Origin of the sequence: Ensifer sp. B1-9, from assembly GCF_050474445.1 — a bacterium.
In the GTDB taxonomy this organism is placed as follows: Bacteria; Pseudomonadota; Alphaproteobacteria; order Rhizobiales; family Rhizobiaceae; genus Ensifer.
On sequence record NZ_JBCHVG010000030.1, the window covers coordinates 1 to 23,859 of the forward strand.

Annotated in this window: 22 protein-coding genes and 1 pseudogene; 14 read left to right on the top strand and 9 right to left on the bottom strand. The window is 58.2% G+C overall.

Features of this window, described 5'->3' with window-relative positions; all coding sequences use genetic code 11:
- Positions 1–70 (bottom strand): annotated as a pseudogene (locus ACQ5BM_RS33490) (DUF6429 family protein); the annotation flags it as partial.
- 138 nt (positions 71–208) lie between these two features.
- Between ACQ5BM_RS33490 and ACQ5BM_RS33495 the strand changes: the two are divergent.
- The 5 genes from ACQ5BM_RS33495 to ACQ5BM_RS33515 all read left to right on the top strand — a co-directional run bounded on the left by ACQ5BM_RS33495 (position 209) and on the right by ACQ5BM_RS33515 (position 4,580).
- Entirely contained in the window at positions 209–466 is a 258-nt protein-coding gene (locus ACQ5BM_RS33495) for a hypothetical protein (protein ID WP_429820451.1), read from the top strand.
- A 184-nt stretch (positions 467–650) separates the two neighbouring features.
- Complete coding sequence (locus ACQ5BM_RS33500; protein WP_429820453.1) at positions 651–1,097, top strand: hypothetical protein; 447 nt, start codon at positions 651–653, stop codon at positions 1,095–1,097.
- Positions 1,098–1,159: 62 nt separating this feature from the next.
- Positions 1,160–2,395 (top strand): glycosyltransferase, encoded by a 1,236-nt coding sequence (locus ACQ5BM_RS33505; RefSeq protein ID WP_429820455.1) that lies wholly within the window; start codon positions 1,160–1,162, stop codon positions 2,393–2,395.
- A gap of 143 nt (positions 2,396–2,538) precedes the next feature.
- A complete protein-coding gene (locus ACQ5BM_RS33510) occupies positions 2,539–3,993 on the top strand; it encodes a TrkH family potassium uptake protein (RefSeq protein ID WP_429820549.1) in 1,455 nt (484 codons plus the stop codon).
- A 167-nt stretch (positions 3,994–4,160) separates the two neighbouring features.
- On the top strand, positions 4,161–4,580 hold the full coding sequence (locus tag ACQ5BM_RS33515; protein WP_429820457.1) for a hypothetical protein: 420 nt from the start codon (positions 4,161–4,163) through the stop codon (positions 4,578–4,580).
- Here the strand turns inward: ACQ5BM_RS33515 and ACQ5BM_RS33520 are convergent.
- Entirely contained in the window at positions 4,572–4,934 is a 363-nt protein-coding gene (locus tag ACQ5BM_RS33520; RefSeq protein ID WP_429820458.1) for a hypothetical protein, read from the bottom strand. The genes ACQ5BM_RS33515 and ACQ5BM_RS33520 overlap by 9 nt on opposite strands.
- Positions 4,935–5,100: 166 nt before the next feature.
- On the opposite strand from ACQ5BM_RS33520, the gene ACQ5BM_RS33525 reads away from it, so the two are divergent.
- A complete protein-coding gene (locus ACQ5BM_RS33525; protein WP_429820459.1) occupies positions 5,101–7,029 on the top strand; it encodes an ABC transporter ATP-binding protein/permease in 1,929 nt (642 codons plus the stop codon).
- A gap of 58 nt (positions 7,030–7,087) precedes the next feature.
- On the opposite strand, the gene ACQ5BM_RS33530 is transcribed toward ACQ5BM_RS33525, so the two are convergent.
- Positions 7,088–7,387: a hypothetical protein gene (locus ACQ5BM_RS33530; RefSeq protein ID WP_429820461.1), complete on the bottom strand. Its 300-nt coding sequence runs from the start codon at positions 7,385–7,387 to the stop codon at positions 7,088–7,090.
- Positions 7,388–7,770: 383 nt separating this feature from the next.
- Here ACQ5BM_RS33530 and ACQ5BM_RS33535 point away from each other — a divergent pair, with 383 nt between their 5' ends.
- On the top strand, positions 7,771–8,136 hold the full coding sequence (locus tag ACQ5BM_RS33535; protein WP_429820463.1) for a MarR family winged helix-turn-helix transcriptional regulator: 366 nt from the start codon (positions 7,771–7,773) through the stop codon (positions 8,134–8,136).
- A gap of 68 nt (positions 8,137–8,204) precedes the next feature.
- On the opposite strand, the gene ACQ5BM_RS33540 is transcribed toward ACQ5BM_RS33535, so the two are convergent.
- Positions 8,205–9,560, bottom strand: coding sequence for a chloride channel protein (locus ACQ5BM_RS33540; RefSeq protein WP_429820465.1), 1,356 nt, complete (start codon positions 9,558–9,560; stop codon positions 8,205–8,207).
- Between the two features lie 879 nt (positions 9,561–10,439).
- Between ACQ5BM_RS33540 and ACQ5BM_RS33545 the strand changes: the two genes are divergently transcribed.
- Positions 10,440–10,943, top strand: a complete 504-nt coding sequence (locus ACQ5BM_RS33545) for a PTS sugar transporter subunit IIA (RefSeq protein ID WP_429820467.1) — start codon at positions 10,440–10,442, stop codon at positions 10,941–10,943.
- 657 nt (positions 10,944–11,600) lie between these two features.
- On the opposite strand, the gene ACQ5BM_RS33550 is transcribed toward ACQ5BM_RS33545, so the two are convergent.
- Positions 11,601–12,002 (bottom strand): response regulator, encoded by a 402-nt coding sequence (locus ACQ5BM_RS33550; protein ID WP_429820469.1) that lies wholly within the window; start codon positions 12,000–12,002, stop codon positions 11,601–11,603.
- A 210-nt stretch (positions 12,003–12,212) separates the two neighbouring features.
- Between ACQ5BM_RS33550 and ACQ5BM_RS33555 the strand changes: the two genes are divergently transcribed.
- The gene (locus ACQ5BM_RS33555; protein ID WP_429820551.1) at positions 12,213–12,734 is read left to right on the top strand and encodes an SH3 domain-containing protein; all 522 of its coding nucleotides are present in this window, start codon (positions 12,213–12,215) and stop codon (positions 12,732–12,734) included.
- Between the two features lie 174 nt (positions 12,735–12,908).
- Here the strand turns inward: ACQ5BM_RS33555 and ACQ5BM_RS33560 are convergent, their stop codons facing one another.
- Genes ACQ5BM_RS33560 through ACQ5BM_RS33570 form a run of 3 tightly spaced genes read right to left on the bottom strand, consistent with a single transcriptional unit; the run spans position 12,909 to position 15,934 of the window.
- A complete protein-coding gene (locus ACQ5BM_RS33560; RefSeq protein ID WP_429820470.1) occupies positions 12,909–13,946 on the bottom strand; it encodes an L-idonate 5-dehydrogenase in 1,038 nt (345 codons plus the stop codon).
- Between the two features lie 10 nt (positions 13,947–13,956).
- Positions 13,957–14,724, bottom strand: a complete 768-nt coding sequence (locus ACQ5BM_RS33565; protein WP_429820472.1) for an SDR family oxidoreductase — start codon at positions 14,722–14,724, stop codon at positions 13,957–13,959.
- Positions 14,725–14,734: 10 nt separating this feature from the next.
- Positions 14,735–15,934, bottom strand: a complete 1,200-nt coding sequence (locus ACQ5BM_RS33570; protein ID WP_429820474.1) for a mandelate racemase/muconate lactonizing enzyme family protein — start codon at positions 15,932–15,934, stop codon at positions 14,735–14,737.
- Positions 15,935–16,082: 148 nt separating this feature from the next.
- Here ACQ5BM_RS33570 and ACQ5BM_RS33575 point away from each other — a divergent pair, with 148 nt between their 5' ends.
- The 5 genes from ACQ5BM_RS33575 (at position 16,083) to ACQ5BM_RS33595 (ending at position 22,357) form a co-directional block, all read left to right on the top strand.
- Entirely contained in the window at positions 16,083–16,895 is an 813-nt protein-coding gene (locus tag ACQ5BM_RS33575) for a GntR family transcriptional regulator (protein WP_429820476.1), read from the top strand.
- A gap of 41 nt (positions 16,896–16,936) precedes the next feature.
- On the top strand, positions 16,937–17,956 hold the full coding sequence (locus ACQ5BM_RS33580) for a TRAP transporter substrate-binding protein (RefSeq protein WP_429820477.1): 1,020 nt from the start codon (positions 16,937–16,939) through the stop codon (positions 17,954–17,956).
- Between the two features lie 58 nt (positions 17,957–18,014).
- The gene (locus tag ACQ5BM_RS33585) at positions 18,015–18,587 is read left to right on the top strand and encodes a TRAP transporter small permease subunit (protein WP_429820479.1); all 573 of its coding nucleotides are present in this window, start codon (positions 18,015–18,017) and stop codon (positions 18,585–18,587) included.
- A gap of 3 nt (positions 18,588–18,590) precedes the next feature.
- Positions 18,591–19,919 (top strand): TRAP transporter large permease, encoded by a 1,329-nt coding sequence (locus ACQ5BM_RS33590; RefSeq protein WP_429820481.1) that lies wholly within the window; start codon positions 18,591–18,593, stop codon positions 19,917–19,919.
- A 551-nt stretch (positions 19,920–20,470) separates the two neighbouring features.
- Positions 20,471–22,357 carry a TPR end-of-group domain-containing protein gene (locus ACQ5BM_RS33595; protein WP_429820483.1) on the top strand — a complete coding sequence of 629 codons (1,887 nt, stop codon included), beginning with the start codon at positions 20,471–20,473 and terminating at the stop codon, positions 22,355–22,357.
- Between the two features lie 193 nt (positions 22,358–22,550).
- Here ACQ5BM_RS33595 and ACQ5BM_RS33600 read toward each other — a convergent pair whose 3' ends face one another.
- Complete coding sequence (locus ACQ5BM_RS33600) at positions 22,551–23,723, bottom strand: Fic family protein (protein WP_429820485.1); 1,173 nt, start codon at positions 23,721–23,723, stop codon at positions 22,551–22,553.
- Positions 23,724–23,859: the final 136 nt, after the last annotated feature.

The following is a 23,859-nucleotide window of genomic DNA, read 5'->3' on the forward strand; positions in this document are numbered from 1 at the left end:
GCTCGTTATGCACCGTCAGCCATAACAGCGCCAAAACGGCATCGTCGATCTTGTCCTCATCGATCTCCATGAACCGACGTTACCACGCGCGGCGCTCAAAATCCTGCGGCCCTGCTCGGATGGATACAAGCAAGTTGCCATACGATTACGTAAGCTTGAGAGGGAACAAGACCCACTACAGAGGAGTTGAACAATAAAGGAGCGGTCGATGATTCTGATCCCACCTTCATCACGATGTCGTGGGGCTCACGGTGTGGACGCCACGCACCTTATCTCATCCATCAAAATTGCCCTCGCCGATGATGCGTCAAGCGAATTACAGAGCTTGTCTTTGCGGGCGGTTGGCGATCTCGTCGTTATCGAAGGAACGGTCGAGTCGCGCGAGCACGTTGAGCGAGTTCGCCGGATCGCGGAAAGTGTGGTCGATGCGGACCATCTTGTCCTGCGGATCAGCCGACTTCGGTGATAAAATTTTGAGAATTGGCTCAATTTCCTTCCTGGGTGCCTACTGGCGCTGGCGGAACTCGCGCATGTTCTCTTCGTATCGAAACAAAGATCATCTTATGATATACTTTTGAACACGCGAGCGGCTTTCACGTTGAGTGGAGAAAGAGCGCTGGCGAATGACAAGGTATCTCAAGGAGGCGGCCATGAAACACCAATCTCGTGAACGACTTATGGGGATTGCCGACGTGCGCGAAGACATGCAGGAGCATGCTTTGACACGCGAGGAGCGGCTTCAGCGGTGGGCAGAACTTCTAGACCAGACGCCTGACCAGCGGCTCAATACTCTTTTCGAGACGGAATTTCAGCCGATTTCGACACGCGATTCGATGCGGCGCGAAGGCTCACCGCTTGAGGTAGCTTTCGAAGATGTTCTGCTTCGAAAGCAAGGTCTGAAAGATGACAGCTACGGTGAAGCAAAGCGTTTCTTCGAATTGAGCGACCTTGAAATGCATCAGCTGGTGTGCAGCTGTCACACCGGTGAAACCGTTCGGTCGGGGACCGTCGCGGAATGTGTGCGCGCCGTGGCTGAACCTGCCCCAAGCCCTTGGTCGATGTTCTTGAACGCCTTTTTCATCTTCCGTCGGTCGTGACCCGGTGCGGGTTGGCGGGCTGAAGGTGAAATGCCCGTCACCGAAACTTTGAAGGGACAAACTTGCGCATAGGTATTCACGTTTTTGGCGCACTCGACGACGTCGAACCCTATATCGCACTGGCCAGGAGGTTGCAGCTCAAGGGTTGTTCAGTCCAGCTGGCGGGACCGCGGCGCTTTAGCCAGGTGGCATTGCGACATGGGGTGCTCTATGAGTCGTTGCCAGACGATCTGCTGGCACTTTCAGAGACGCAAGAAGGCCGGCGCGTTTTGGCGGCCGGGGGCCTGGCAAATGACCGTGTTGCGCATCGAATTCATGCGCTCACCGACGATCTGATTCAGAGTGAGTGGCGTGCGGCCCATACCTTCTGGCCTGATCTGATAGTTTACCACCCGAATTCGATAGCATCGCCTCATATGGCGGAGCGTGTCGGCTGTCGTACGATCATGGCATCGCCTCTTCCTGTCCTTACCCCAACATCGGCATTTCCGACACCGACCGTGCCTTGGCGAACGCTTGGTCCTCTCAACAGGTTGAGCCACACGGTAGCCGAGCAGCACTTCACGCGTCTGTTTCGCAAACCGATCCTGAAATGGAGACGAAAAACGCTCGGATTGCCCGAGCGTCCAAACTCGCATCACGCTCCCGATCGCAAGCTGTACGCCTATAGCCGGCATCTGGTGCCTGTTCCCAGGGATTGGGGGCCGCACATCCATGTCACCGGCGCGTGGTGGCCCGAGGAGCCCGAACGCAGGCTCTCTGCTGAACTGGAAACATTCCTGACGGACGGCCCGCCGCCGGTCTGTGTGGCGCTCGCCGACATGCCCGAGGAGCTCGTTCACGACTTTGCTTCCACGGCGGTGACGGCGGCGAGGATGGTTGGCAAGCGGGTGCTCCTTGCAACGGCAGGCAGACCAGTTGGCATCTTGCGATCATCCGAAGTGCTGGCCGTTTCTGACGTGCCGCTGGAGCAGGTTTTCACAAGGGCCGATATGATCTTTCATCATGGGAGAGCCGCAACAACAGCCGCGGCGCTGCGCGCCGGCAAGCCGAGCGCGATCTATCCAGTCTTTAGCGAGGGGCATTTTTGGGCAAGGCGCGTTCACGATCTGGGCGCCGGGCCCCCTCCCGTTAAGGTGAAGCGCCTGTCGGTTGAGGAGCTCGCGGCTTCAATGCACTCAATGGATATCCCGTGTGTGCGGGAGAAGGTCCGGCAGCTGAGCTCTCAAATGCGCGACGAAGGCGGGATTGATGACGCCGTCCGTGTCATTGAGCAACTGGAACGGGTGAGAGGCTGACCGAATAATGGCGGTAACCAAGGCGAAGGAAAATTGATGATCGGCCCGAAATGCGTACTCATGACTGTGGTGCAAACGATGCCTTGCCAGCGATCGGCTGGTTCAAACACGCCGCATTCATCATTTCTGATCGAAGCGTAGCCATGTCACCGCAAGCCTATAGGTCAGCAGTTCATATATCTGCGATATTCGGGTTTTATTTGTCCTGCGCAATGCTGGTTCCGGCGTTTGCAGACTTTTACAGCGATCACCGGGATTGGATCGTTTTTGCGCGTGCGGGCGTTTTTTGCGGCGCCTTCTTCGCTGCCGCTGCCTTGGCGACCCGGGATGTGCCGCCGCAGCTTAACCGAAAAATGGGTTTCCTGCTGGTGAACCTGCTTTGGTTGCTCTTCTCTCTCGTCGGCGCAGTTCCTCTTTGGCTGTCATCAAAGGATCTGAACCTGATGCAGGCGGTATTTGAATCCGTGTCCGCAGTCACGACAACCGGTTCGACGGTCATGGTCGGGCTGGACCACAGCGCGCCTGGGGTGCTCCTCTGGCGGTCGATGCTGCAATGGTTCGGCGGCATTGGCATTGTCGCCCTTGGCCTATTCGTAATGCCCTTCTTGCGCGTGGGTGGAATATCATTTCTGCGGATGGAATCGTCCGATACGAACGAGAAGGTCTTTGCAAGGATTGCAACGTTCATGCGGGCGTTCGTGGTGATCTATGTAGTGATCACTTTGGCGTGCTCTGTTGCCTACCACCAATTCGGGATGACGCAGTTTGATGCGCTGAACCACGCAATGACGACAGTCGCGACCGGTGGGTTTTCGACGCATGATGCCTCGTTTGGGCATTATGACAGCGTTCCACTCCTGTGGGCATCAACCTTCTTCATGACCCTGTGCAGCCTGCCATTTTCCGTGCTGATCCTCTTTATGGTCAAACGCAGTACAACGGCGTTGAGGGATCCGCAAATCCTGGTGTTTCTTGGCTACCTCGCGGTCATGGCCATGGCGCTGGCGGCTTATCATCGGGTTTACAACGGCGTGCCGTTTGAAATGGCCTTATCCCATTCCTTCTTCAATCTGGCATCGATTCTGTCGACCTCGGGATATGCAAGCGAAGATTATACGTTGTGGGGTCCCTTCGCCGTCGCTCTGGCATTTTTTGCGACATTTGCCGGCGGGTGTTCCGGCTCGACCGCAGGCGGGATCAAAGCTTACAGGTTCGTCATTCTATTCGGCGCAGTCAGGCCCTTGATCACGCAAATTCTTTACCCGAACACTGTCACACCTGTGCGGTACGGGGGCGCGACTGTGGATCCAGAGTTGCAACGAGCGGTGTTTCTTTTCTTTGCCGTCTTCATCGTGCTTTGGGCCTTCGGAACATTGGCGCTTGGAGCCCTTGGCTATGATTTCATGACCGCGGCCTCTTCGGTCATCACGGCATTGTCCAACGTGGGGCCTGGCTTGGGGCCTGTCGTCGGACCAGCGGGGAACTTCTCCACGATGTCCGATCCCGCTCTGGCTATCTTATCCGTGCTGATGATCATGGGGCGCCTGGAGGTGATGACTGTCCTGGTTTTGGTCTCACCTTTTTTCTGGAGAAGTTGATCGCGGCGAGGACCCTCTCGGTCTTCGGGTTCTGATGGCAACAACGGCTCAGCGTTGGCATGTCGTTTCCGCCCCGGATAGCCGGACTTTATGACGCTACGGGCGTTGGAAGCGTGCTGCGATCCGGTTTATATCATGCTATGATATATAATTCAAAGGAGGATGCTATGACCCAGGGTAACAATGGAACGTGGTCCGAGTATCAACCCACCAAGAAGGTCTGGTTCTGGTCGACCGTTGGGGCATCTTTGCTCACCATGATTGTCGGTTTCACTTTTGGCGGCTGGATGACCGCTGGCGGAGCGTCCGTGATGGCAGATCAAGCGGTCCGGACGGCTCGTGCGGAGTTGATCTCGAACATATGCGTTCACAACTTCGTCTCAGCGGCCAACGCAGCTGAGAATCTGAAGGAGCTCAAGTCCAAATCCAGCTGGGAGCGGGACGACTTCATCACCAATGGCGGATGGGCTTCAGTTGACGGCCTGCTCTCGCCGGTTCCCAACGCCGCCAATGTCTGCGCGAAGGCACTGATCGACCTCAAGGAACTACCTCTTGCCGCCGAAGTGCCGACGAGCAGTTCACTTTGATTGATCCTGCTCGAACTGTTGCTGGATGTCGATCTGAGACCTGCCAAAAGCGCGCTCTGCGGAGTGATTGGCCATCGCGAGCGCGCACCCGACAGGCTGCCCGGTTGCCGCGGCTATTTCTTCAGCCTGCCATATGGATCTGCGCGTTTTGGATAATTCATCCTTGTTGGTGTGCACATGCGCCTTGCTGGTGCCATTGTCGCTAGCAAGGGCAAGGAGGGCATGTTCCTGGAAATCGTGACCGTCAAACTCTGGTATTTTTTCGTGCTGAACGACCTTTGCGATCGCCTTTGATGACAACAAGGTGTCGCCGCGTTTGGCGCGGCGGCGATTGTCGGTGGATTGATGTCGCAAAAAGGACGCTGCGACAAATCAATTCTGCGGAACGGCTAGGCAGGGGCCACAACATGCTTCACTATGATGCTAATTTAGGCGCAACTGCGTACGGCTGTTACGCTTTCGGTCAACTGGGTCTTCAGCAGATTGAGAGGCGTCTAAGCATACTTACCAGGAGGATTTATTGAACTGGCATAAGCGGTCCAGTGAAATTCGGTCACAATTGACCCCAGTGTCGTCAATGCGCGGTTTTTGGGGGCTCATGGGTGCGTACTGGTTCTCCGAGAGGTGGAAGGAGGCCTGGGGGCTGGCAGCCATAATCGTGGTACTGACCGCGTTATCGGCCATGGCAAGCGTTTGGTTCGCCGAAGCGTCCGGGGATCTCATCAGTGCAATCGCCTTTCTCCATCACCCGCAAAACCCCTCCACCCTTCGCGCGCTCCTCAACAGTGCCGCTACCCTGGTCGCGATTGTCGTTCTCAAGGAGATCGGGTTCATCGCGGTCCGCCACTACTTCTCCACAACACTTCATCGGAAATGGCGGGCGTGGCTCGACGAGCGCTTCAACCGCGCGATCCTCGACTGCAACCATACGCATTTCCACCTCCAGAACGGCGCCGCGGAAGCAACCCCTTCCACGGCGGCGGTGCCCGACAATCTTGATCAGCGTATTCAGGAGTCGATCAAGGGTTTGACCGGGGGCGCCATCGGCCTTGCGATGGGGATCGCGGGCGTTACGCTCTCGCTTTATTTTGTCGGCGGGAAAATCATTGCGAACTCCACCGAAATCACGGGGCTCGAGTTCCTCGGGAGCTATGCCAGCGCTTGCCTTACGTTTGCAGCGGTACTGGCCTACGTGCCGCTCAACACCTTTCTTGCAGTCAAGCTCGGCGCGATTCTACAGCGGCTGGATGTCAGGATGCAGTGGGCAGAAGGAAGTTATCGGCGAGAGCTCGCGACGCTCTTGAACCGGAGCTTCCACGTCGCTGCAACTCAGGCCGAAGGCGTGCAAAACCGCATCAACCGGCAACGATATGCTGACATCGACCATACGTGGGCGGGCCTGAATTTCCTCACCGCAGGCTATATGGGATTTGAGCTCGTCTACAATTTCTTCTCCTCGCGCATCATCGCTTATGCGCCCGGACTTCTTCCTTATGCTGAAAGCAGGATCAGTCTCCAAGGCTACGTTACGGGAGCTGAGCTTGCGAATGCGGTTATCAACGACTGCTCTTGGTTCATTCACGTCATGCCCGACATCGCGAGATTGCGGGCGAACGCAAAACGCGTGACAGAACTTGCCGAGGCGATCGAAGAAACCCAACATCCAAAGGAATTCTACGCGCGAACCGGGTGCTCGCAGTTGCGTTACCAGAACCAGGAGGCTCGTCTTGGCCTTGCCATTCAGGACGTCGAACTTATGCATCCGGGCGCGGCCGAGCCTTTTGTTTCGACGGATCGGCTGCGGGTAGAGCGGGGCGAATGGGCGCTGCTTTTGGGAGAGTCCGGCAGCGGCAAGTCGTCCTTGCTCAAAGCAATAAGTCGCCTGTGGCCGCACGGACGGGGCACGATCATTCTGCCAAGAAACGTACGCACGCTCTATGCGGCGCAAGATGTCTATCTGCCGTCTACGTCGCTAAAGGAGTTGGTTTGCCTGCCCGATCCCACGCAGTCGTACAATGATGCGGACGTTGCAACGATATTGGAGGAAGTCGGGCTTGCCGATTTTATAGATGACCTTGCCAATGAGGGTCGAGCCAATCAGACCTGGGACCAGCTCTTATCCGGAGGACAAAAGCAAAAGCTCATTCTCGCGCGCATTCTGTTGCTTAAGCCCGGTCTTCTGCTGCTTGACGAGCCGACCAGCGCTTTGGATCTGCAGGCTAAGAACTCGTTTCACGCCACCATTCGAACCAGGTGCCCTGGTACGTCGGTGATTAGTGTCATGCACACCTCCTCGGCGCCGAAATCTTCAGAAGGCGACGAATTGTTCGACAGCGTGCTTTCGATCGCGCAACGAACGGTTACAAAGGGCCCGGTCACCGATCTGACATCTCGGCCACGGGTCTTGGGGCGCCGGCAGACGTATCTGGAAAAATCCCCCGCCGAATGACGGCCATCATCCGTAGCGCTCGGGAATGGAACGAATTCGTTGACGGGTAGGCGCTCGCCTATCGGCCTCGGCTCAACTTCGCGAGTTTCCCGCGAAGATAAGTTGTTGCTTCGAAGGCGACGGCCCCTTCGCTGTCGACCATGGCTTCCCAGACCCGATTGCCGAGGCAGCACTTCACGCGGTTAAGGTCCTGGTGTTCTCCACAACCGCACTCGACGGTGACGTTGATCAGGCCGAGGTTGCGGTACCGCTCGAAATCTCGGGCTGAAACGCCAAGCTGGTCGGCAATATAGGATGGCTCGATGAAAAGATCCTTCGAGGGAGGCTGCGTCACGTCTTGCCATCTCTTGCGCGTCATAGGACTATCTCTCCCGCACGCAATTTGGCGCCGAGGGAAATGGCCGCCTTCACGTATGGGGACGCGGCCGCCCTTCGCAAATCCATACCCCCAACGTCAACTACGATAAGCTCGTTCAATTGCGCCCTCGCGATGACACGATTGAAAATTAACAATCGCGAGCGCGGCATGTATGGCGTTCACCGAAGTAGCTATGTTTGCCGCGCTCGCGAAGCTCCCCCACGGAGTTGCGGTGACTGTATATCATGTCATGATATAAATAAAGGATGCGTTCGATGCCTTCCAGCGTTCGTGTAAAACCAGCGGTTTCAGGTTCTGGGGCCAGTTCAGGGGAGCCGCTCGACCCTGGAGTCTTCAGTGGCCTTGCTGGGGTGAGACTAGCCATGCGGCGTTTTCTGGCCAGTAGCGAGATCGAGCTGTCGCGGGCGGGCATCACGTCGCAGCAGTATCAGGCGCTGTTGGTCATCAAGACCGCCCCCCAGAACCGTATCAGAATGAGAGGGCTCGCCGAAGAGATGCTGATCCAGCATAACGGCGCAGTTCAACTCGTCGACCGGCTCGAGGCCGCCGGCCTCGTGCACCGAGCGCCGTCGCCGGTTGACAAGCGAAGTGTCCTTGTCGGCCTGACCGCGAAGGGCGAGGCGTCTGTTGACTCGCTGGCAAGAAGGCATCTGGTCGCCATGCTCGCCAACGAACCACTGCTGGCCGAATCGCTCACCCGGCTTCGAGAGCTTGCGCAAACGCGCTAAATTAGTTGAGCGCCAACTGATCGCAAAATGACCCGGGTGGGTAGCGACCGTGGCGCCCGACGCGACCGTCATTTCCCTTCCGGCGTCTGATCTGCCTTCTGCGAGGCACGCCGCGCCCGGATGGCCGCTGCCACAAAGACGCGCGACAGGCCATGGTAGAGCGGATCGCGCGACAGAGTTCGTGATGTGATATAACCGATCATCGAAACGGCCATGATGGGCATCACCGCCTGGTGGGCGCCGGTCATCTCGAGGATGATGACGAAGGCCGTCATCGGCGCCTGTACGACGCCTGCAAAGTAGCCTGCCATGCCCAGAATCGCTCCAAGACCGATGCTGGTGCCCAGGACGAGGCCGACCGTGCTTCCGAAACCCGCCCCGACCGAGAGTGACGGCGCGAAGATGCCGCCGGGTATCGTGGAAATCATCGAGAGGAAGCTCGCGACAAGCTTCTGAATAAAAAAGAGAGGTGGCGCCTGATTGCCTTCGATTGCATGCCGCGCCTGCTCGTACCCGGTCCCGTATGTCGCGCCGCCCGAGGTGATGCCGATCACCGCAACACCCAGTCCGCAAAGGCCTGCCAGAACCATCGTGCGCTTCAACTGGGCCGGCTGGGTCCAGCGCCGAATGCGTTGGCCCAGGTGAAGAGCAAGGCCACTGAACCCGGCCCCGAGCGCTCCTCCGCCAATTCCGCACACGATGATCAAAACCCAGTCGCGCAAATGCGCTGGAGCAACGCTTGAAACGCCAAAATAAGTGTAGCTGCCCGAAAGACCGAGCGCGGCCAGTCCCGACAGGATCACTGCACTAAGTACAACCCCATTCGAACGGGACTCGTAAGCGCGACTCATCTCCTCAATCGCAAACACGATTCCCGCCAAGGGCGTGTTGAACGCCGCCGCAATTCCAGCTGCCGAACCTGCCAGGATAAGCCCGCGCGCGTGCGGGAGCTCGCCGAAGCGAGCGGCAGCAAGCATGATCGACGCGCCGACTTGTACCGTTGGCCCTTCTCGCCCTATCGAGGCACCGCAAGAGAGCCCAAGGATGGTCAGAACGATCTTTCCGAAAGCGATCCGCAGCGACAGGAGGAAAGGCCGCTCGGTCTCGTCTAAATGGCGTGCCGCGATCGCCTGAGGAATTCCACTTCCCTGGGAGTTGGGGAAGAACCTCATCGCGAGATACGCAGACAGGATGAAGCCGAGGGGCGTCAGCGCGAGCGGTGCCCAAAAACTCCATTTGCTCGCTGAAGTGAACCTGGCAAACGTCTTCTGTGCAAGATCTGCAAGTTCGGCGAAGCCGACACTGACAATCCCAATTGCCAGAGCCCCTGACCAAAAAACAAGCCTTGTGCGCCACTGGCCGCGAGAACCCAGCACGACCTTGGAGCGGCGCAGGATTTTGAGTTTACGCTTGGGATCGGGCATGAGTGTTCCGGCTTTGTTTGCGCGGCAAGATGCTGAAACTTGCCATCAGGAGCTGTTGTTCGCAATGGAAATTGGCTGGTTGGCAGGCGCAACTCGCACGCCGAACCGACTTCGATAGGGCCGGATGCAGTCCGTTCAACTGCTGGATCGTCCCGTTCCGCCAAGGTTCCTCAAGGCTTCGTAAAGGACCGTTCCTTCATCGTCCATCACGGCTTCAAAGAGCCGACTTCCCAGGAAAACTCTCAGATGTCGCAGGCCGCAACACATGTGCCGGTCCTTTTCCAAACTCACGGAGATCAAACCGAGGTGGTGATAGCGCTCGAAGTCGCCCAACGATAGTCCGAGCTGATCGGCAATATATTCACTCTTCACATTGATGTCGTCGGGCAACGGAGCGCAGAGCCTGCGACGCCTCCTGCTTGTCATGAACTGACCTTTGAAAGTGGATAACCGCTCAGCGCGCCGTTCGCAGTCGGCGCTGCATTCACTGAAGGGTAGAAATAGCCTGGCCGAATACTGAAGTTGTTATGACTGAAGATCGGCAATCCTTCGCCCCACGCCTCGAGTTTTGGCCTCCGGCGTCGCGAGCGTGATGACCTGGTGGCATATGCTGGCCATCTCGCCCGCGAACCTCCTCCCTCCGGAGTATACTAACCATATATCACGATATGATATAAAGGTCGAGGCGACGATTCGCTCGATTTCCGCGGGTCTCATGTGATGGTTGGAAGGAAAGGGGCGCTTGTAGACCGATCGTGAACGAAGTTGATTGAACCCCCAAGAGCCTGAGATTGTTATCGTTCGAGATCGATCGTTTCATCGTAAGCGCGTAACTCACATTGTGAGGAACTGACCCATATAAGCCGGTAAGGAGGGGCAATGCAGATCGATGATTTCCACTGGCAGCAAGAGTTGATCATCAAAGCCCCGTGTTTTGATAGACGATCGGTGCTGCACACGATCACTGAAGATCTGTCTGAGCGGACTGGCATCGAGGTGCGGAATTTGATTGAGGCCCTTCAGGCTCGGGAAACCCTCGGCTCGACGGGCTTTGGAGGAGGATTCGCGCTACCGCATGCGCTGGTGCCGGCTTTGCGTTCCCCTGCCAAAGTGCTGATGACGCTGCGCAGCGGCATCGACTTCTTATCTCCCGACGATAGGCCGGTCGACATATTCCTGGCGGTGCTTTGGCCGAAGAACGAGCACCAGAGGTTCCTGCCCGCGCTCGCCAAACTCTGCCGACCGTTCAGGTCCTCGCGCGTTCTGGACGGCTTGAGAGGCGCGCAGTCGAGAACCGAGGCCATGATGGTCTTGCAGATGTTCCCCAGTCCGGAAAGGTTGCCAAGTCTCAACCGAGAGGTTGTTGGTGAGAAAGCAATTTAGGGGGCGTCATGCGGCCTGGCGGCGTTGCTGTCACTGCCCTTTACGTTGAGTTAACCGAGTTCCGACGTTCACAATCCCGTGAGATTGTGGCGATTCAGGGTGTGATTCGTGGTTTTTTTGTGGCTAATATACGCCGTGCACGGAATAATATACTGCATAGGGCGTATTCTAGAGATGAAAATTTAGAGATTTCCGGATCTTCGGCCCGCCGTGTTCTGCGGCGGGTCTTTTTTCTGGCCGCGGTCCGGTGTCGATCTTGGACGCCGAAGCGATGTTCGCTCTGCAGCCGCCTGAAATGCTTGCAGATCGAGTTCTGCTTGACCGCTACGGTTTCATCTGGTGTACCCTGTCTATTGTGGGCTCCCGGCTGCTGACGAAGGCAGATCCGGCGCGTTGCTGGCGGCGGCCGGATGATTTTTGAGGTCTGCGATCAGAGATTTCATGTCGCCAATTTCACGGCGCTGGGCCTCTATTACGCCATCTGCTAGCTTGCGCACGCATGGACGGCGAATATGGGCGCGCGCTGGTCAGTACCGCGGATTGAGTGGTGCGACAGCACTCGCGCAGATAATCAGGATGCTGATGGTTCGGCTCTCATACGTGGACCACATGAACGTCAACAACGGCCGTTCAAACGGGCCTTATCAGTCGTGCTTCTCAACTCCGTGAAAACAGCTTCAACTCAAATGGGGGAGCTACTGGCGTCTCGTTCCTAAGCGCTTTCAGAAAATGGAGCAGGTTTTCTATCGTCTTGGAAGTCGCCGGTTTTGAAACCACTCCGATCGCGCCTAAAACGCCGTCCTGAAGTGCTTCTGCATCTCCCGTAACCATGACGACGGAAACGCCGAACTCATCGCTTAGATATTGCGCCACACGTGGGCCGGTCGCTCCATCCGCAAGGTCCATGTCGACCAATGCAATGTCGGCTCGAGAAGCGAAAATCCGTGCACTATCGAAGCTGCGCGCGATTCCCACGACGAAATAGCCAAGCTGGTTTGCCAGGAGTTCGAGTTCAATGGCGACTATTGGATCATCTTCCACAATCAAAACACGCGGCATCATCCTATCCCCTTTAGCTCATGCCGAACTGTCAATTGAACAACGGCCGCCCGACCAATCGTTTTGAAGCCACCGGCCCTCGTCAATCAATTGCTGCCTGCAGTTAGACAGAGACTTGAATCATGATTAAATATCATTCCGTGATATATTGAAGGTGGTGCTTTGAGAATATACGAAATGTTGGTTCGAAAGCTGCTGGTTGTAAGCTTGATGCACTTGCTCATCGCTGGGACTACATCCAGTGCTCCCAGCGCGAGACCATCCGAAGCGACGTCTTCAGACTGGGCGAGGAAAGGACGCGAGACCGGTCTTCCGATCCCAAGATTCGTTTCGCTCAAAGCGGACAACGCGCGCATGCGCATCGGTCCGGCCTTTGAGTATGCGATTGAATGGCTCTATCAAGCACCAGGTTTGCCGCTGGAAATCATCGAGGAGTATGGATATTGGCGCCAAGTTCGAGATTGCGACGGTATAACCGGTTGGATGCACAAGTCGTTACTCTCAAGCACGCGCACAGCGGTTGTGGCGCCATGGCTTAAAAGTATGGCCTCCTTGAGAGCCCGACCGAGCGAGACCGGATCGGCGAAGGCGAAATTGGAGCCAAGGGTCCGCGTCCGCGTGTTGTCGTGTTTGCACGAGTGGTGCCACGTTGCTACGAAGGGAGACAGTGTCGACGGCTACGTTGAAAAGTCCGATCTCTGGGGGGTCTACCCGCAAGAGCGAATAAATTGATGTAACCGGCGTGCGCCGACTTTCGGGTGGTGACGGTCGGCCGCATCCATCCGACCACGTCACCATCCGATGTTGGAAACCGTGCAGCCACGGCCGTTCCAGGATCCCGTGTATCCCTTGTCAATGGACCGGCGGAAGGATATGGGCCATCCCAAGCCTTAAGACCATTCTGACTCAATTAAAGGCCAACTGAACCTTCATGGCCTGGCTGCGGTCGCCAGCCAGGTCGAACGCCTCGATGGCACGTTCCGCTGCATAGGTGTGGCTGATGAGCACTGAAAGGTCGACACGCCGGCTCGAGATCAGGCCCACGGCCTCGCCGAATTCGGCGTCGAAGCGGAAACTACCGGCAACGACGAGTTCCTTGGTGACGACGGAAGGAAGCGGAAACGGCATCGCGCCGCCGAGGCCGACAGCAACGAGGGTGCCGCGCGGGCGAAGGCACTCGATGGCGGTGGCGACCGCCGCCGGATGACCCGAGCAGTCGAACGCGACGTCTATCCGGCCCTTGCCGGCTTTGTAGCGGTCGAGGCCCGTCGCCTCCGGGCCGTTGATGACGATCTCGTCGGCGCCGAGGCGTTCGGCGACACTCAGTGGTTCGGTGACGACATCACAGGCGATGATGCGCTGCGCCCCGGCGAGACGGGCGGCTGCAATGGTAAGGCAGCCGATCGGGCCGCAGCCCGAAACGAGGACCGTCTTGCCAAGCAGCGAGCCTGCCTGCTTGACGGCATGCAGGCACACCGCGAAGGGTTCGGCCAATGCGGCAAGGCCGGCACCAACACCGGGGCTAACCGGATAGAGGAGGTGTGCCGGAACGATCAGCGCCCCTCGAAAGAGCCCTTGCGCATGGGGAAAGCGCATAGCGCTGCCGCGGAACAGCATGTCGATGCAATGGTTGCGCAAGCCGCGCTGGCATTCCTCGCAGTCGCCGCAGGGCAGCGACGGGTTGATCGCGACGAGGTCGCCAACCGCAAGGCCGGTCACGCCGATACCAAGTGCGGCGACGTTGCCGGAAGCCTCATGTCCCAGGATCATTGGCTCGCGCAGACGAACCGTGCCGAAGCCCCCATTATGATAATAGTGGAGGTCGGAGCCGCAGATACCGCCGGCGGCGACGTGGACGAGAACTTCACTTTCGCCGGGTTCCGTCTCCTCAGGTCGATCCTCAAAGCGAAGATCGTGTGCTGCATGTGCGACAACAGCGCGCATGTATCCCTCCTTAAAGTACCGACAGCATGCCGCCGTCGACGAAAATCATCTGGCCGTTGACGTAATCGGAGGCGGGAGAAGCGAGGAAGACGGCGGCGCCGACCAGTTCCTCAGGCTTGCCCCAGCGCGCGGCGGGTGTGCGGCCCTTTACCCAGGCGTCGAATTGCTGATTGTTGATCAGGGCCTCGTTCATTTCGGTCAGCATGTAGCCGGGGCCGATGGCGTTGGCCTGGATGCCGTCCTTTGCCCATTCTGCGGCCATGCCCTTCGTCAGCATCTTCACGCCACCCTTGGCGACCGTATAGGGGATGACGGTGGCGCGGGCGAGTTCACTGGTCAGAGAGCCGATATTGATGATCTTGCCGCGGCCCCGGCCGATCATGCGTCGCGCGGCCTCGCGGCCGATGAGAAAGGCGCTGGTGAGATTGGTGTCGATGACACGCTGCCAGTCGGCAAGCGCAAGTTCGACCATTGGTTGGCGATGCTGGATACCGGCGTTATTGACGAGGATGTCGATCGCCAGCCCTTCCGCATCGAAGCGCTCGAATGTCTTGACGACATCGGCCTCGCTGACCACGTCGAACGCAGCCTCGTAGACGGTATAGCCATCCCCGCGCAAACTGTTCGCCGCCTCTGCGACTGCGTCCGCAGAACGGCCGTTCAGCACGATATGCGCGCCGGCGTCGCCCAGTCCCCGGGCGATGGCATTGCCGAGGCCGCGTGTCGAGCCCGTTACAAGTGCGGTGCGACCGGAAAGATCGAAAAGTCTGTTCGTCATGGCGGGTTCCCTACAGTTCGGACTTGCGGCAGGTGAGGTCGGAGCGCTCGAAAACGGCTGGCAGAAGGTCGACGCCGAGGCCGGGTCCCTCCATCGGCAGGACGTAGCCGTCCTTGATGGTGGGCACGGCCGTCACCAGTTCCTTGTACCAGCCGGTATAGAAGGCGCGGACAGACTCCTGGATCAGTGTGTTCGGCTGGCTGAAGGAGGCGTGGATCGCGGCGGCGAACCCGACCGGACCGGTGCAGTCATGTGGGGCGAAGGGGCGATGATAGGTGTCGGCCAGCGCCGCGATCTTGCGGCCCTCCGTGAGGCCCCCGGTCCAGCAGAGGTCCACCATGGCTACGTGCGTTGCGTCACGCTCCAGCATGTCCTTGTAGGGGAAGCGCGAGCCGAGCGTTTCGCTGGCGCAGACCCAAACGTCCGTGGACGCGGCGTATTCGGCAAGCGCCTGCGGCGAGTTCATCCGGATCGGGTCTTCGTACCAGGTCGGCGCGTAGGGTTCGAGCGCGCGGGCGATCTTCTTGGCGGTCGGCAGGTTCCATAGCGAATGGAACTCGACCATGATCTCCATGCGGTCGCCGACGCGTTTGCGGATCTTTTCGAAGGGCTCGATTGCCTTTTTCATCTGCTCCGCGGAGATAAAGAGGCCGCGGTTTTCCTGGGCCGCTGGGTCGAAGGGCCAGATTTTCATGGCGGAAATGCCGCTTTCGAGCAGGTTCTCGGCAAGTGCCCCAGCATCTGCCATGAAACCCGCCAGATCCTCGTAAGGCCCTTCGGCAGCGCCGAGGTTCCAGGTGTCGACCGGGCGGATGTTGTTGCTGCGGACATAGCCGTATCCGGCGCAGGTGTTGTAGACGCGCAGCCTGTCCGTGCATAGGCCGCCGAGCATCTGGTGCACCGGTTGGTCGCAAACCTTGCCGAACAGGTCCCAGAGCGCGATGTCGATGGCCGATGCGGCGCGGTACTCGGCGCCCGTCGAGGACTGGGCCATCGGCAGGTCGGTCATGACCCGGTTCAGTGCCTCGATGCGCAGCGGGTCCTGCCCCAGAAGGCGAGCGGCAAGCGTATCGTGGATATGCGCTTCCACCGCGCCAGCGCCGTAAAAGGTTTCACCAAGGCCGATGATGCCGGCGTCCGTGTGAACGCGAACCCAAAGGACGTTTGCGAATTCCTCCGTCCGCAACGTTTCCAGTGCCGTGATCTTCACCTGTGTCCCCTCCTGCCGCCCGACGCATGGAGCGGCGAATTGTTGTCGGATTTCTGCGAGCTGCAATTGACATGCAATGATATTCTGTGAAATATCACATGGTGATTGCAATAGACCCTGGGTGTATTTTTTGCAAGAGACGGCGTCGGTGGAAAAAGAAGATAAAGCGCGAAACGCGCCGCCCGCCGCCGGCGGGGAGGGGGTCTGGGCACTCGAGCAGAACCGCGACCTGACGACGATCGCTTACGAACGGATCGAAGAACTTTTTGTTGCTATGCGCATCGCCCCGGGCGAAGAAATCCGCACGCAGGATCTTCAAGTCATGGTCGATCTTGGCCGTACGCCGGTACATCAGGCCGTGCGTCGTCTCGCGGCGGAAACGCTTCTGGAAGTCCGTCCGCGCAATGGCCTTCGTGTCGCACCGATCGATCTGTCGCGCGAAAAGCGTCTCGCCGAACTGCGTCGCGACCTCAATCGCTTCGTGACATCGACAGCGATCCGGAACATCACGGCCAATGATCGTGCAGCCTTACACTACCTCCGTCGAAAGCTCGCCGCAGAGCTTGCAGACCTGTCGCTGGACGCCTTCAACGCCATCGACAAATCCTTCGATCGATTGGTGATCCGTGCTTCCGGAGAACGGTTCCTTGACCGCGTGCTCAGTCCGTTGCACGCCATCGCACGTCGCATCGGCTTCCTGCATATCAATCAGATCAGTGGCCGCGAGGGCATCCTCGGCAGTGCCGAACGGCATCTTGCTATCATGGATTTCATGCTTGCCGGTTCGGAGGAGAAGGCGTGTGCTGCCTCGGACGAGTTGGTGGCATACGGGATCGAGATGCTGGAGCAGCTTGAGAAAGAGATCGATCCGGCGCTGCTCGACGTGCGGTTTTCCGTTCGCGCCGGCAAGGCTGCCTGGGGCGTGCAGAAGCCCCAGAAGCCCGAGCCGTCGACGGGCTAGTCATCTGAAAGCAACGTTAAGACTCATGGGAGGAGTTTAGTATGAAGCGTTTTCTTATTGGCACCACATTGGCCGTCATCGCGACGATCGGCCTTACGGGCACTGCGTTTGCGCAGGAGTTCTCGTTCCGCTTTCAGTCTTCGGACCCAGCGGGCAATCCGAATTTCGAGTATCAGAAGGGCTGGACCGACCTCGTCGCCGAGCGCTCCGGCGGAAAGGTGAAGATCGAACTTTTGCCGGTCGGTTCGGTCGTGGAGTATAACGAAACGCTTGATGCTGTTGCCGGCGGCATTCTCGATGGACAGATTTGCGATTCGTCCTACTGGGCTGGCAAGGATCCGGCCTTCGGCCTGATCTCCAATCCGGTCGGAGCCTGGTCCGATCCGGCGCAAATGATCGACTTTGTCGAGAACGGGGGCGGCAAGGAGATCATGCAGGAATTGCTTGGCTCCTACGGCCTGCATTTCATCGGCGTTTCGACGCCGGGCCTGGAAGCCTTCGTTTCGCGTGTGCCTCTCGATGGTGTCGATGATTTGAAGGGGCTCAAGATGCGCGCCCCGGAAGGTCCGATAGCCAACGTCTTTGCAGCTGCTGGTGCTGCCCCGGTCAACCTGCCGTCCTCCGAGGTTTACACCTCGATCGATAAAGGCGTTGTAGATGCGGCCGATTACTCCGTGTTTTCCGTCAATCAGGCGCAGGGCCTCAATGGCGTTGCGAAACATCCGGTGTATCCGGGCTTCCACTCGCTGCCGCTCGTCGAGGTCTCGATGAACAAGGCGAAGTGGGACGCCCTGCCGGATGACCTGAAGAAGATGCTTGAGGAAACCGTCAAGGAATTCCAGCAGACCCAGATCAACGGCCTGAAGGCCGCCGACCAGAAGGCCGTGGAAGCCGCCAAGGCCGAAGGCTCGATTACGATCCATGACTGGTCTGCCGAGGAGCGTGCCAAGTTTCGCAAGCTTGGGGTCGCCGAATGGGAGAACATCGCGAAACGCTCGCCGATGGCGCAGAAGGTGTTCGACACCCTGACTTCCTATCTCAAGGAAAAGGGCCTGCTCTGAGCGCTACCATGCGACGGCCCGCCCGGGCCGTCGTTTTCTCGTGCCGAGGGAGAGGGGCATGACAAGAGACACGTTTTCAGATGAGGCCGACGCCGCTACGGGCGGTGAGGTCGTCGGGGCTGTTCCTGAAGCGGGCGTACTCGGCCGCCTCATCGACAAGGTCGGCTATGTTTTCGCCATCGGGATCGTGCTTGCCGCACTCATACTACTTTTGGAAGTGTTCTTGCGCTACGTGTTGAACCGTCCGACGATTTGGGCGCACGAGACGACGGTCTTCCTTTGCGGTGTGGCTTTCGTCTTCGGCGGCCTCTATTGCACCGCCCGCAACACCCATATTCGCGTCGTCTTGCTCTATGATCATTTCTCCCCACGCACGCGCCGGATCGCCGATGTCGTTATTTCCCTCGTCAGCGCGCTCGCTAGCGGCTTCTTCGCCTTTGCCGCCTACCACATGGTCGAACGGGCCGTGGTCACCCCTTCCGGCGAGGTTCGCTTGGAGACCACCGGCAGTGCCTGGAGCCCGCCGACGCCGGCCCTGATCAAGATCTTCATCCTGGTGGTAATGATCCTGCTCGTCGTCCAATTCCTGATTCTTGCCTTCAACTATGCCAAGCGAGCCTCAAAGGACTGATCGATGGCCGATTTCCTTGATTTCAGCATCAATCTGCAGGCGCTCGGCATAGGCTGGGGCACTCTGCTCATGTTCGTGATGATGGTTGCGCTGCTGCTCTCGGGCATGCCGCTTGCCTTCGTCACGCTGCTCGTTGCACTCATCTTCGCGCTCGGTTGGTTCGGCCCTATGTCGATCCCGCTCATCACAAGTCGGGTTTATTCCTTCGTGATGAACTTCGTGTTCGTTTCGGTACCGATGTTCGTGCTGATGGCTGCGATCCTCGACCGCTCCGGCATCGCACGCGATCTCTTCGACGCCATGAAGCTCTTTGCCGGCCGCATTCGCGGCGGCGTTGCTGTGCAAACCGTCTTCGTTTCGGTAATCCTCGCCGCCATGAGCGGCATCATCGGCGGCGAGATCGTGCTGCTCGGCCTTATCGCGCTACCGCAAATGCTGCGTCTCGGGTACGACCGCAACTTGGCGATCGGCGTCGTATGCGCGGGCGGGTCGCTCGGAACGATGATCCCGCCCTCCATCGTCCTGATCATCTATGGACTGACCGCGAACGTGTCCATCGGCGAGCTGTTCACCGCAGCCTTCTTGCCCGGCTTCATGCTGGCGATGTTCTATGTCGCTTATATCCTCGTGCGCGCCTACTTCACGCCCGGCGTGGTGCCGCCGGTCGATACGACGCCGATCCCGAACGAAGAGAAGCTTCGTCTTCTCAAAGGCCTTGCGCTTCCCGTGCTCGTCGTGTTCGTCGTTCTCGGTTCGATCTACGGGGGCGTCGCGTCCGTCACGGAAGCCTCCGCCATTGGTGTCGGCGGCGTCATCCTTTCGACCATTCTGCGTGGAGAGTTCTCATACAAATTGCTGCGCGATGCGGCGATGCAGACGCTTTCAACCGTTGGCATGATCGTCTGGATCGGTATCGGTGCGACCGCTATCGTTGGCGTCTATAACCTGATGGGCGGCGTGAATTTTGTGTCTGGGATGATCACCGGCATTTCCGACAATCCGACGGTGATCGTGCTCGTGATGATGTTGATCCTGTTCGTGCTCGGCGCCTTTCTCGATTGGGTCGGGATCGCACTTTTGACGATGCCAATCTTTGTGCCCATCATCAAATCCCTTGGCATGGATCCAGTTTGGTTCGGCGTTCTCTTCTGTATGAACATGCAGGTGTCGTTCCTATCGCCCCCCTTTGGCCCGGCGGCCTTTTACCTGAAGTCGGTCGCTCCTCCGGGCATTACCCTGGGCATCATCTTTCGGGCTCTCGTACCGTTCATCATGTTACAGATCCTTGCTGTCGCCATGCTGATCGCGTTTCCTGGGATTACCGGACGGTAGCGCCTTCATTTCGGCAAATGCCAGCGCGGCACTTCCGCGCGCGCATTTGATGGAGCGCCATGATAGCTGAGCATGTAACATTCGGCGTCCCTCCGGTCTGGCCTGCTCAACGATGGCCGATCGCCAAGCAAATCAGCGCCGAAAGAATTTCGCTCTGCTAAAGGGCCGAATTCAATGCGCGCCAAGACCGTGCTTCTTGTGTGCGTCAATCTTGTCGGCACCAGACAAGATGACCGACCCAACATTCATGCAATAGAGGGACCCGGATCGCGCCGCCGTAAGATAGCTCCGCAAGCGAAAACAGGTCGCCACCATTCTGCCAGCGTCGACGACATACGTCCGGTTTCAGAAGAGGGCGGATGTGATCGGCAGGCCACCCCGATGCTGGCTCGCTGGCTTCTAGAAGCGCTGACGCAAACAATCGAGGTAAACGGCAATTGCCTTCCTCAGCCGAGCGGATAAGTTCGGATGGCATCTAAACGCAAAGACATCAGAGGCTGTCTCTGGCTTGATAATCTTCGGAAGCTGAGGCAACGAGCACGGACATGAGTATGGAAAATGAACGTGTTGAGCGTCGATTGGCAGCCATATTGGCGGCCGACGTCGTTGGCTACAGCCGCCTGATGAGCACAAATGAGGTCGGAACACTTCTGGCGTTGAAGACCCATCGGAGGGAAACGATAGACGTCCAAGTGGCAGCCCATGGCGGCCGCATTGTCAAGTTGCTTGGTGACGGTGTACTCGTTGAGTTCCCCAGTGCAGTGAAGGCGGTTGAATGCGCGACCAATATCCAACGCGATATGCTCGCGCGCAATGCGCAGGTGCCGGAGGATCGACGCATCGAGTTTCGCATCGGCATCAACCTCGGCGATGTGATCCTTGATCAGGGTGACATTTACGGTGACGGCGTCAATGTAGCTGCGCGCATCGAAAGCATTGCCCGGCCTGGGGGCGTGTCGGTGTCCGCCGTCGTGCGTGACAGCGTGCAAGGGCAGCCCGATTTGCAGTTCGAGGATATCGGCGAGCAAACGCTGAAGAATATTGACCGCCCGGTCCGCGTATTTAACGTCTATCTCGGTGTTGGCTCCCTGCAGAGCGACGTTATCCAGGCGGGAGAACAGGCACAGGTCTATGCGGAAGCTCCAACCTCTGGGAAGCCATCGATCGCGGTTCTGCCTTTCCTGAACATGAGCAACGATCCGGAACAGGAGTTTTTTGCCGACGGGATCACCGAAGACATCATTACCGATCTATCGAAGATCTCCGCGTTGTTCGTCGTGGGCAGGAACTCAGTCTTCACCTACAAGGGAAAACCGGTGAAGTTGCAGGACGCTGCACGAGAGCTGGGAGTAAGGTTCCTCCTTGAAGGCAGCGTGCGTAAGGCGGGACAAAGGGTAAGGGTGACGGCGCAACTCATCGATGGCCGCGACGGTGGCCACCTGTGGGCCGACCGATACGATCGCGAGTTGACTGACATTTTTGACGTGCAGGATGAAATCACCCATACGATCGTAGACCAGCTCAAGGTGAAACTTCTACCCTTCGAGATGGAGGCAATCGACACTGCACCCACCCGCAACGTCGAGGCCTACACCCACTACCTCCGCGGCCGTCAACATTTCCATCTCGGAACGAAAACGTCGCTTATTTCAGCGCGAGCAATGTTCACCAAGGCCATTGAACTGGATCCTCTCTACGCCCAAGCGTATGCCGGCCTGGCGGATTGCGACAGTCGGCTCAAGTCAAAGCACGGTGGCACGGTCTCGCTAGAGCAGATACTCGCTACCCTGGACAGAGCATTGTCGATCAACCCGAACCTGGCGGAGGCCCACGCCGCGCGCGGCTTCGCGTTGATGGTTGTCGATCGGCGCGCCGATGCGCTCGCGAGTTTCGAGATCGCTTTGTCGCTCGATGATACCTGCCACGAGGCGCACTATCATTTCGCCGACTACTGCGTTACGGACGGGGATTTTAATGGAGCAGCGCGACATTACGTGCGGGCGCTGGAGTTGAAGCCAGACGACTACATTTCACCAGTCCTGCTGTTGAATGTGTTGCGCTCGCTCGGGCGAGAGCGCGAGGCGGAGGATTATGCCCGCCTCGGCGTAAGGCGGGCGGAAGAGGCGCTGAAGTTGAATCCAGAGAACTCGAAGCCAGCTCAACTGGGAGCGGCAGCGTTGGCAACACTCGGTGAGCGGGAGCGCGCATTGGAATTGTTGGGCAGGGCCCTGTCGATTGATCCCAATGACAACAGCGCTCGCTACAACGCCGCTTGCGTCTATTCGTTACTTGGCGAGATCGATCGGGCGATAGACCTTCTGGAGATCTATCTGAGCGAGGTTGGGCCGGACCTGAAACGATGGTTCAAAAACGACTCCGATCTCGACTCCATTCGAGGAAGCCTTCGATATCCGGCCCTGCTTGAGCTTGCTGGATAGATGAAGACGTTCGGGCGAAGTCGCTTCCAACGCTGTCCGGGGCGGATGGACTCGAAGCGTCCAAGCTTGGGCCCTGGAGTGGTTGCCTTCCAATGCTGGAGTGGTGGGCCCGGCAGATATTCAGGGCTGTGCCGGATTTGTTTCCGGTTTGTGCGTCTGGGATCGCATAATGTATCGACTGGAATTGAACTCCTCAGCCGCTCGCTGCATCGCTGAGTATGTCCATGTAGGCGCGGTAGACGAACACTCGGCCACGGCGCCGGCCCGTCGCTTCTTCAACGATCCCCAGCCGCTGGAGTTGCTCGAGGGCTGCGTTAACGGTGGGCATTGTCAGACCGCTCCGCTTCATTGCTGTGGAGGCGGTCAAGTATGGGCTGGTGCGCATGGTTTCGTGGACCTGAAGGACCGATCCCGTACGCTCTGACTCTCTTATGATGCGTTCGCGGTCTCCCTCGAACAGTTGTGCAATTTGGTTGGCGGTCTCAAATGCTTGTTCCGCTGTTTCGGCGATTCCGTCGAGAAAGAACTCGAGCCAAGCTTCCCAGGTGCCGTATTCGCGGACTTCCTGCAGCAGGCGGTAATAGTCGGACCTGCGGGATTTGAAATAGAGACTGAGGTAAAGCAACGGTTGTCGAAGTACGCCCGTGGCGCAAAGGAATAGCGTGATCAGGAGTCGCCCGAGACGGCCGTTGCCGTCCAGGAAAGGGTGGATGGTCTCAAACTGGACATGAATGAGCCCCGCCTTGATCAGAGGGGGAATGTCGGGTGTATCCGAATGAACGAACCGTTCCCATTCCCCGAGACAATTCATGACTTCGTTGGGAGGAGGCGGCACGAACATGGCGTTTCCCGGCCGAGTTCCTCCGATCCAGTTTTGGGACGTGCGGAATTCGCCAGGGCTCTTCGTCCCACCGCGGCCGCTGTCCAACAATCGCTGATGCATCTCCCGAATAAGGCGCAGGGATAACGGTAGTTGTTCCAGACGCTCGAGGCCGAACATCATGGCATCGACGTAATTGGAGACTTCTCGAATATCGTCGACGGGCTCGCCGCCAATCGCCTCCGCTTCGAAGCGTAGCAGGTCGGACAGCGTCGATTGCGTCCCCTCTATCTGAGATGAAAGGACCGCCTCTTTGCGCACGTACATGTAGAGGAACAGTTCCCTATTGGGCAGCAACACGGAAACGCCGTCGAGCCGTCCGAGCGCACGTTCGGCCGCGCTGAGACGAGTGAGCAGGCCGGTGATCGCGATTGGCGGGGCCGGGGGAAGGGGAGGCGGCACAAAGGCCTTGACGCGTTCACCACCGACAGCGGTTTCGACAAAGCGGCCAAGCCGTCCGCTGGTGTTGGGGTCTTCGCTGACCATGGCCTTCCCAAGTCGATTGTTGTTCTGAAGTTAAATAGCACTGCGCATTAATAAACGAAGCGGCATTTTTGTTAATTAACGAATTCGCTTAATTAACCATAATCGACGCTGGGACGTTGGCTCAAAGCGGCCATCT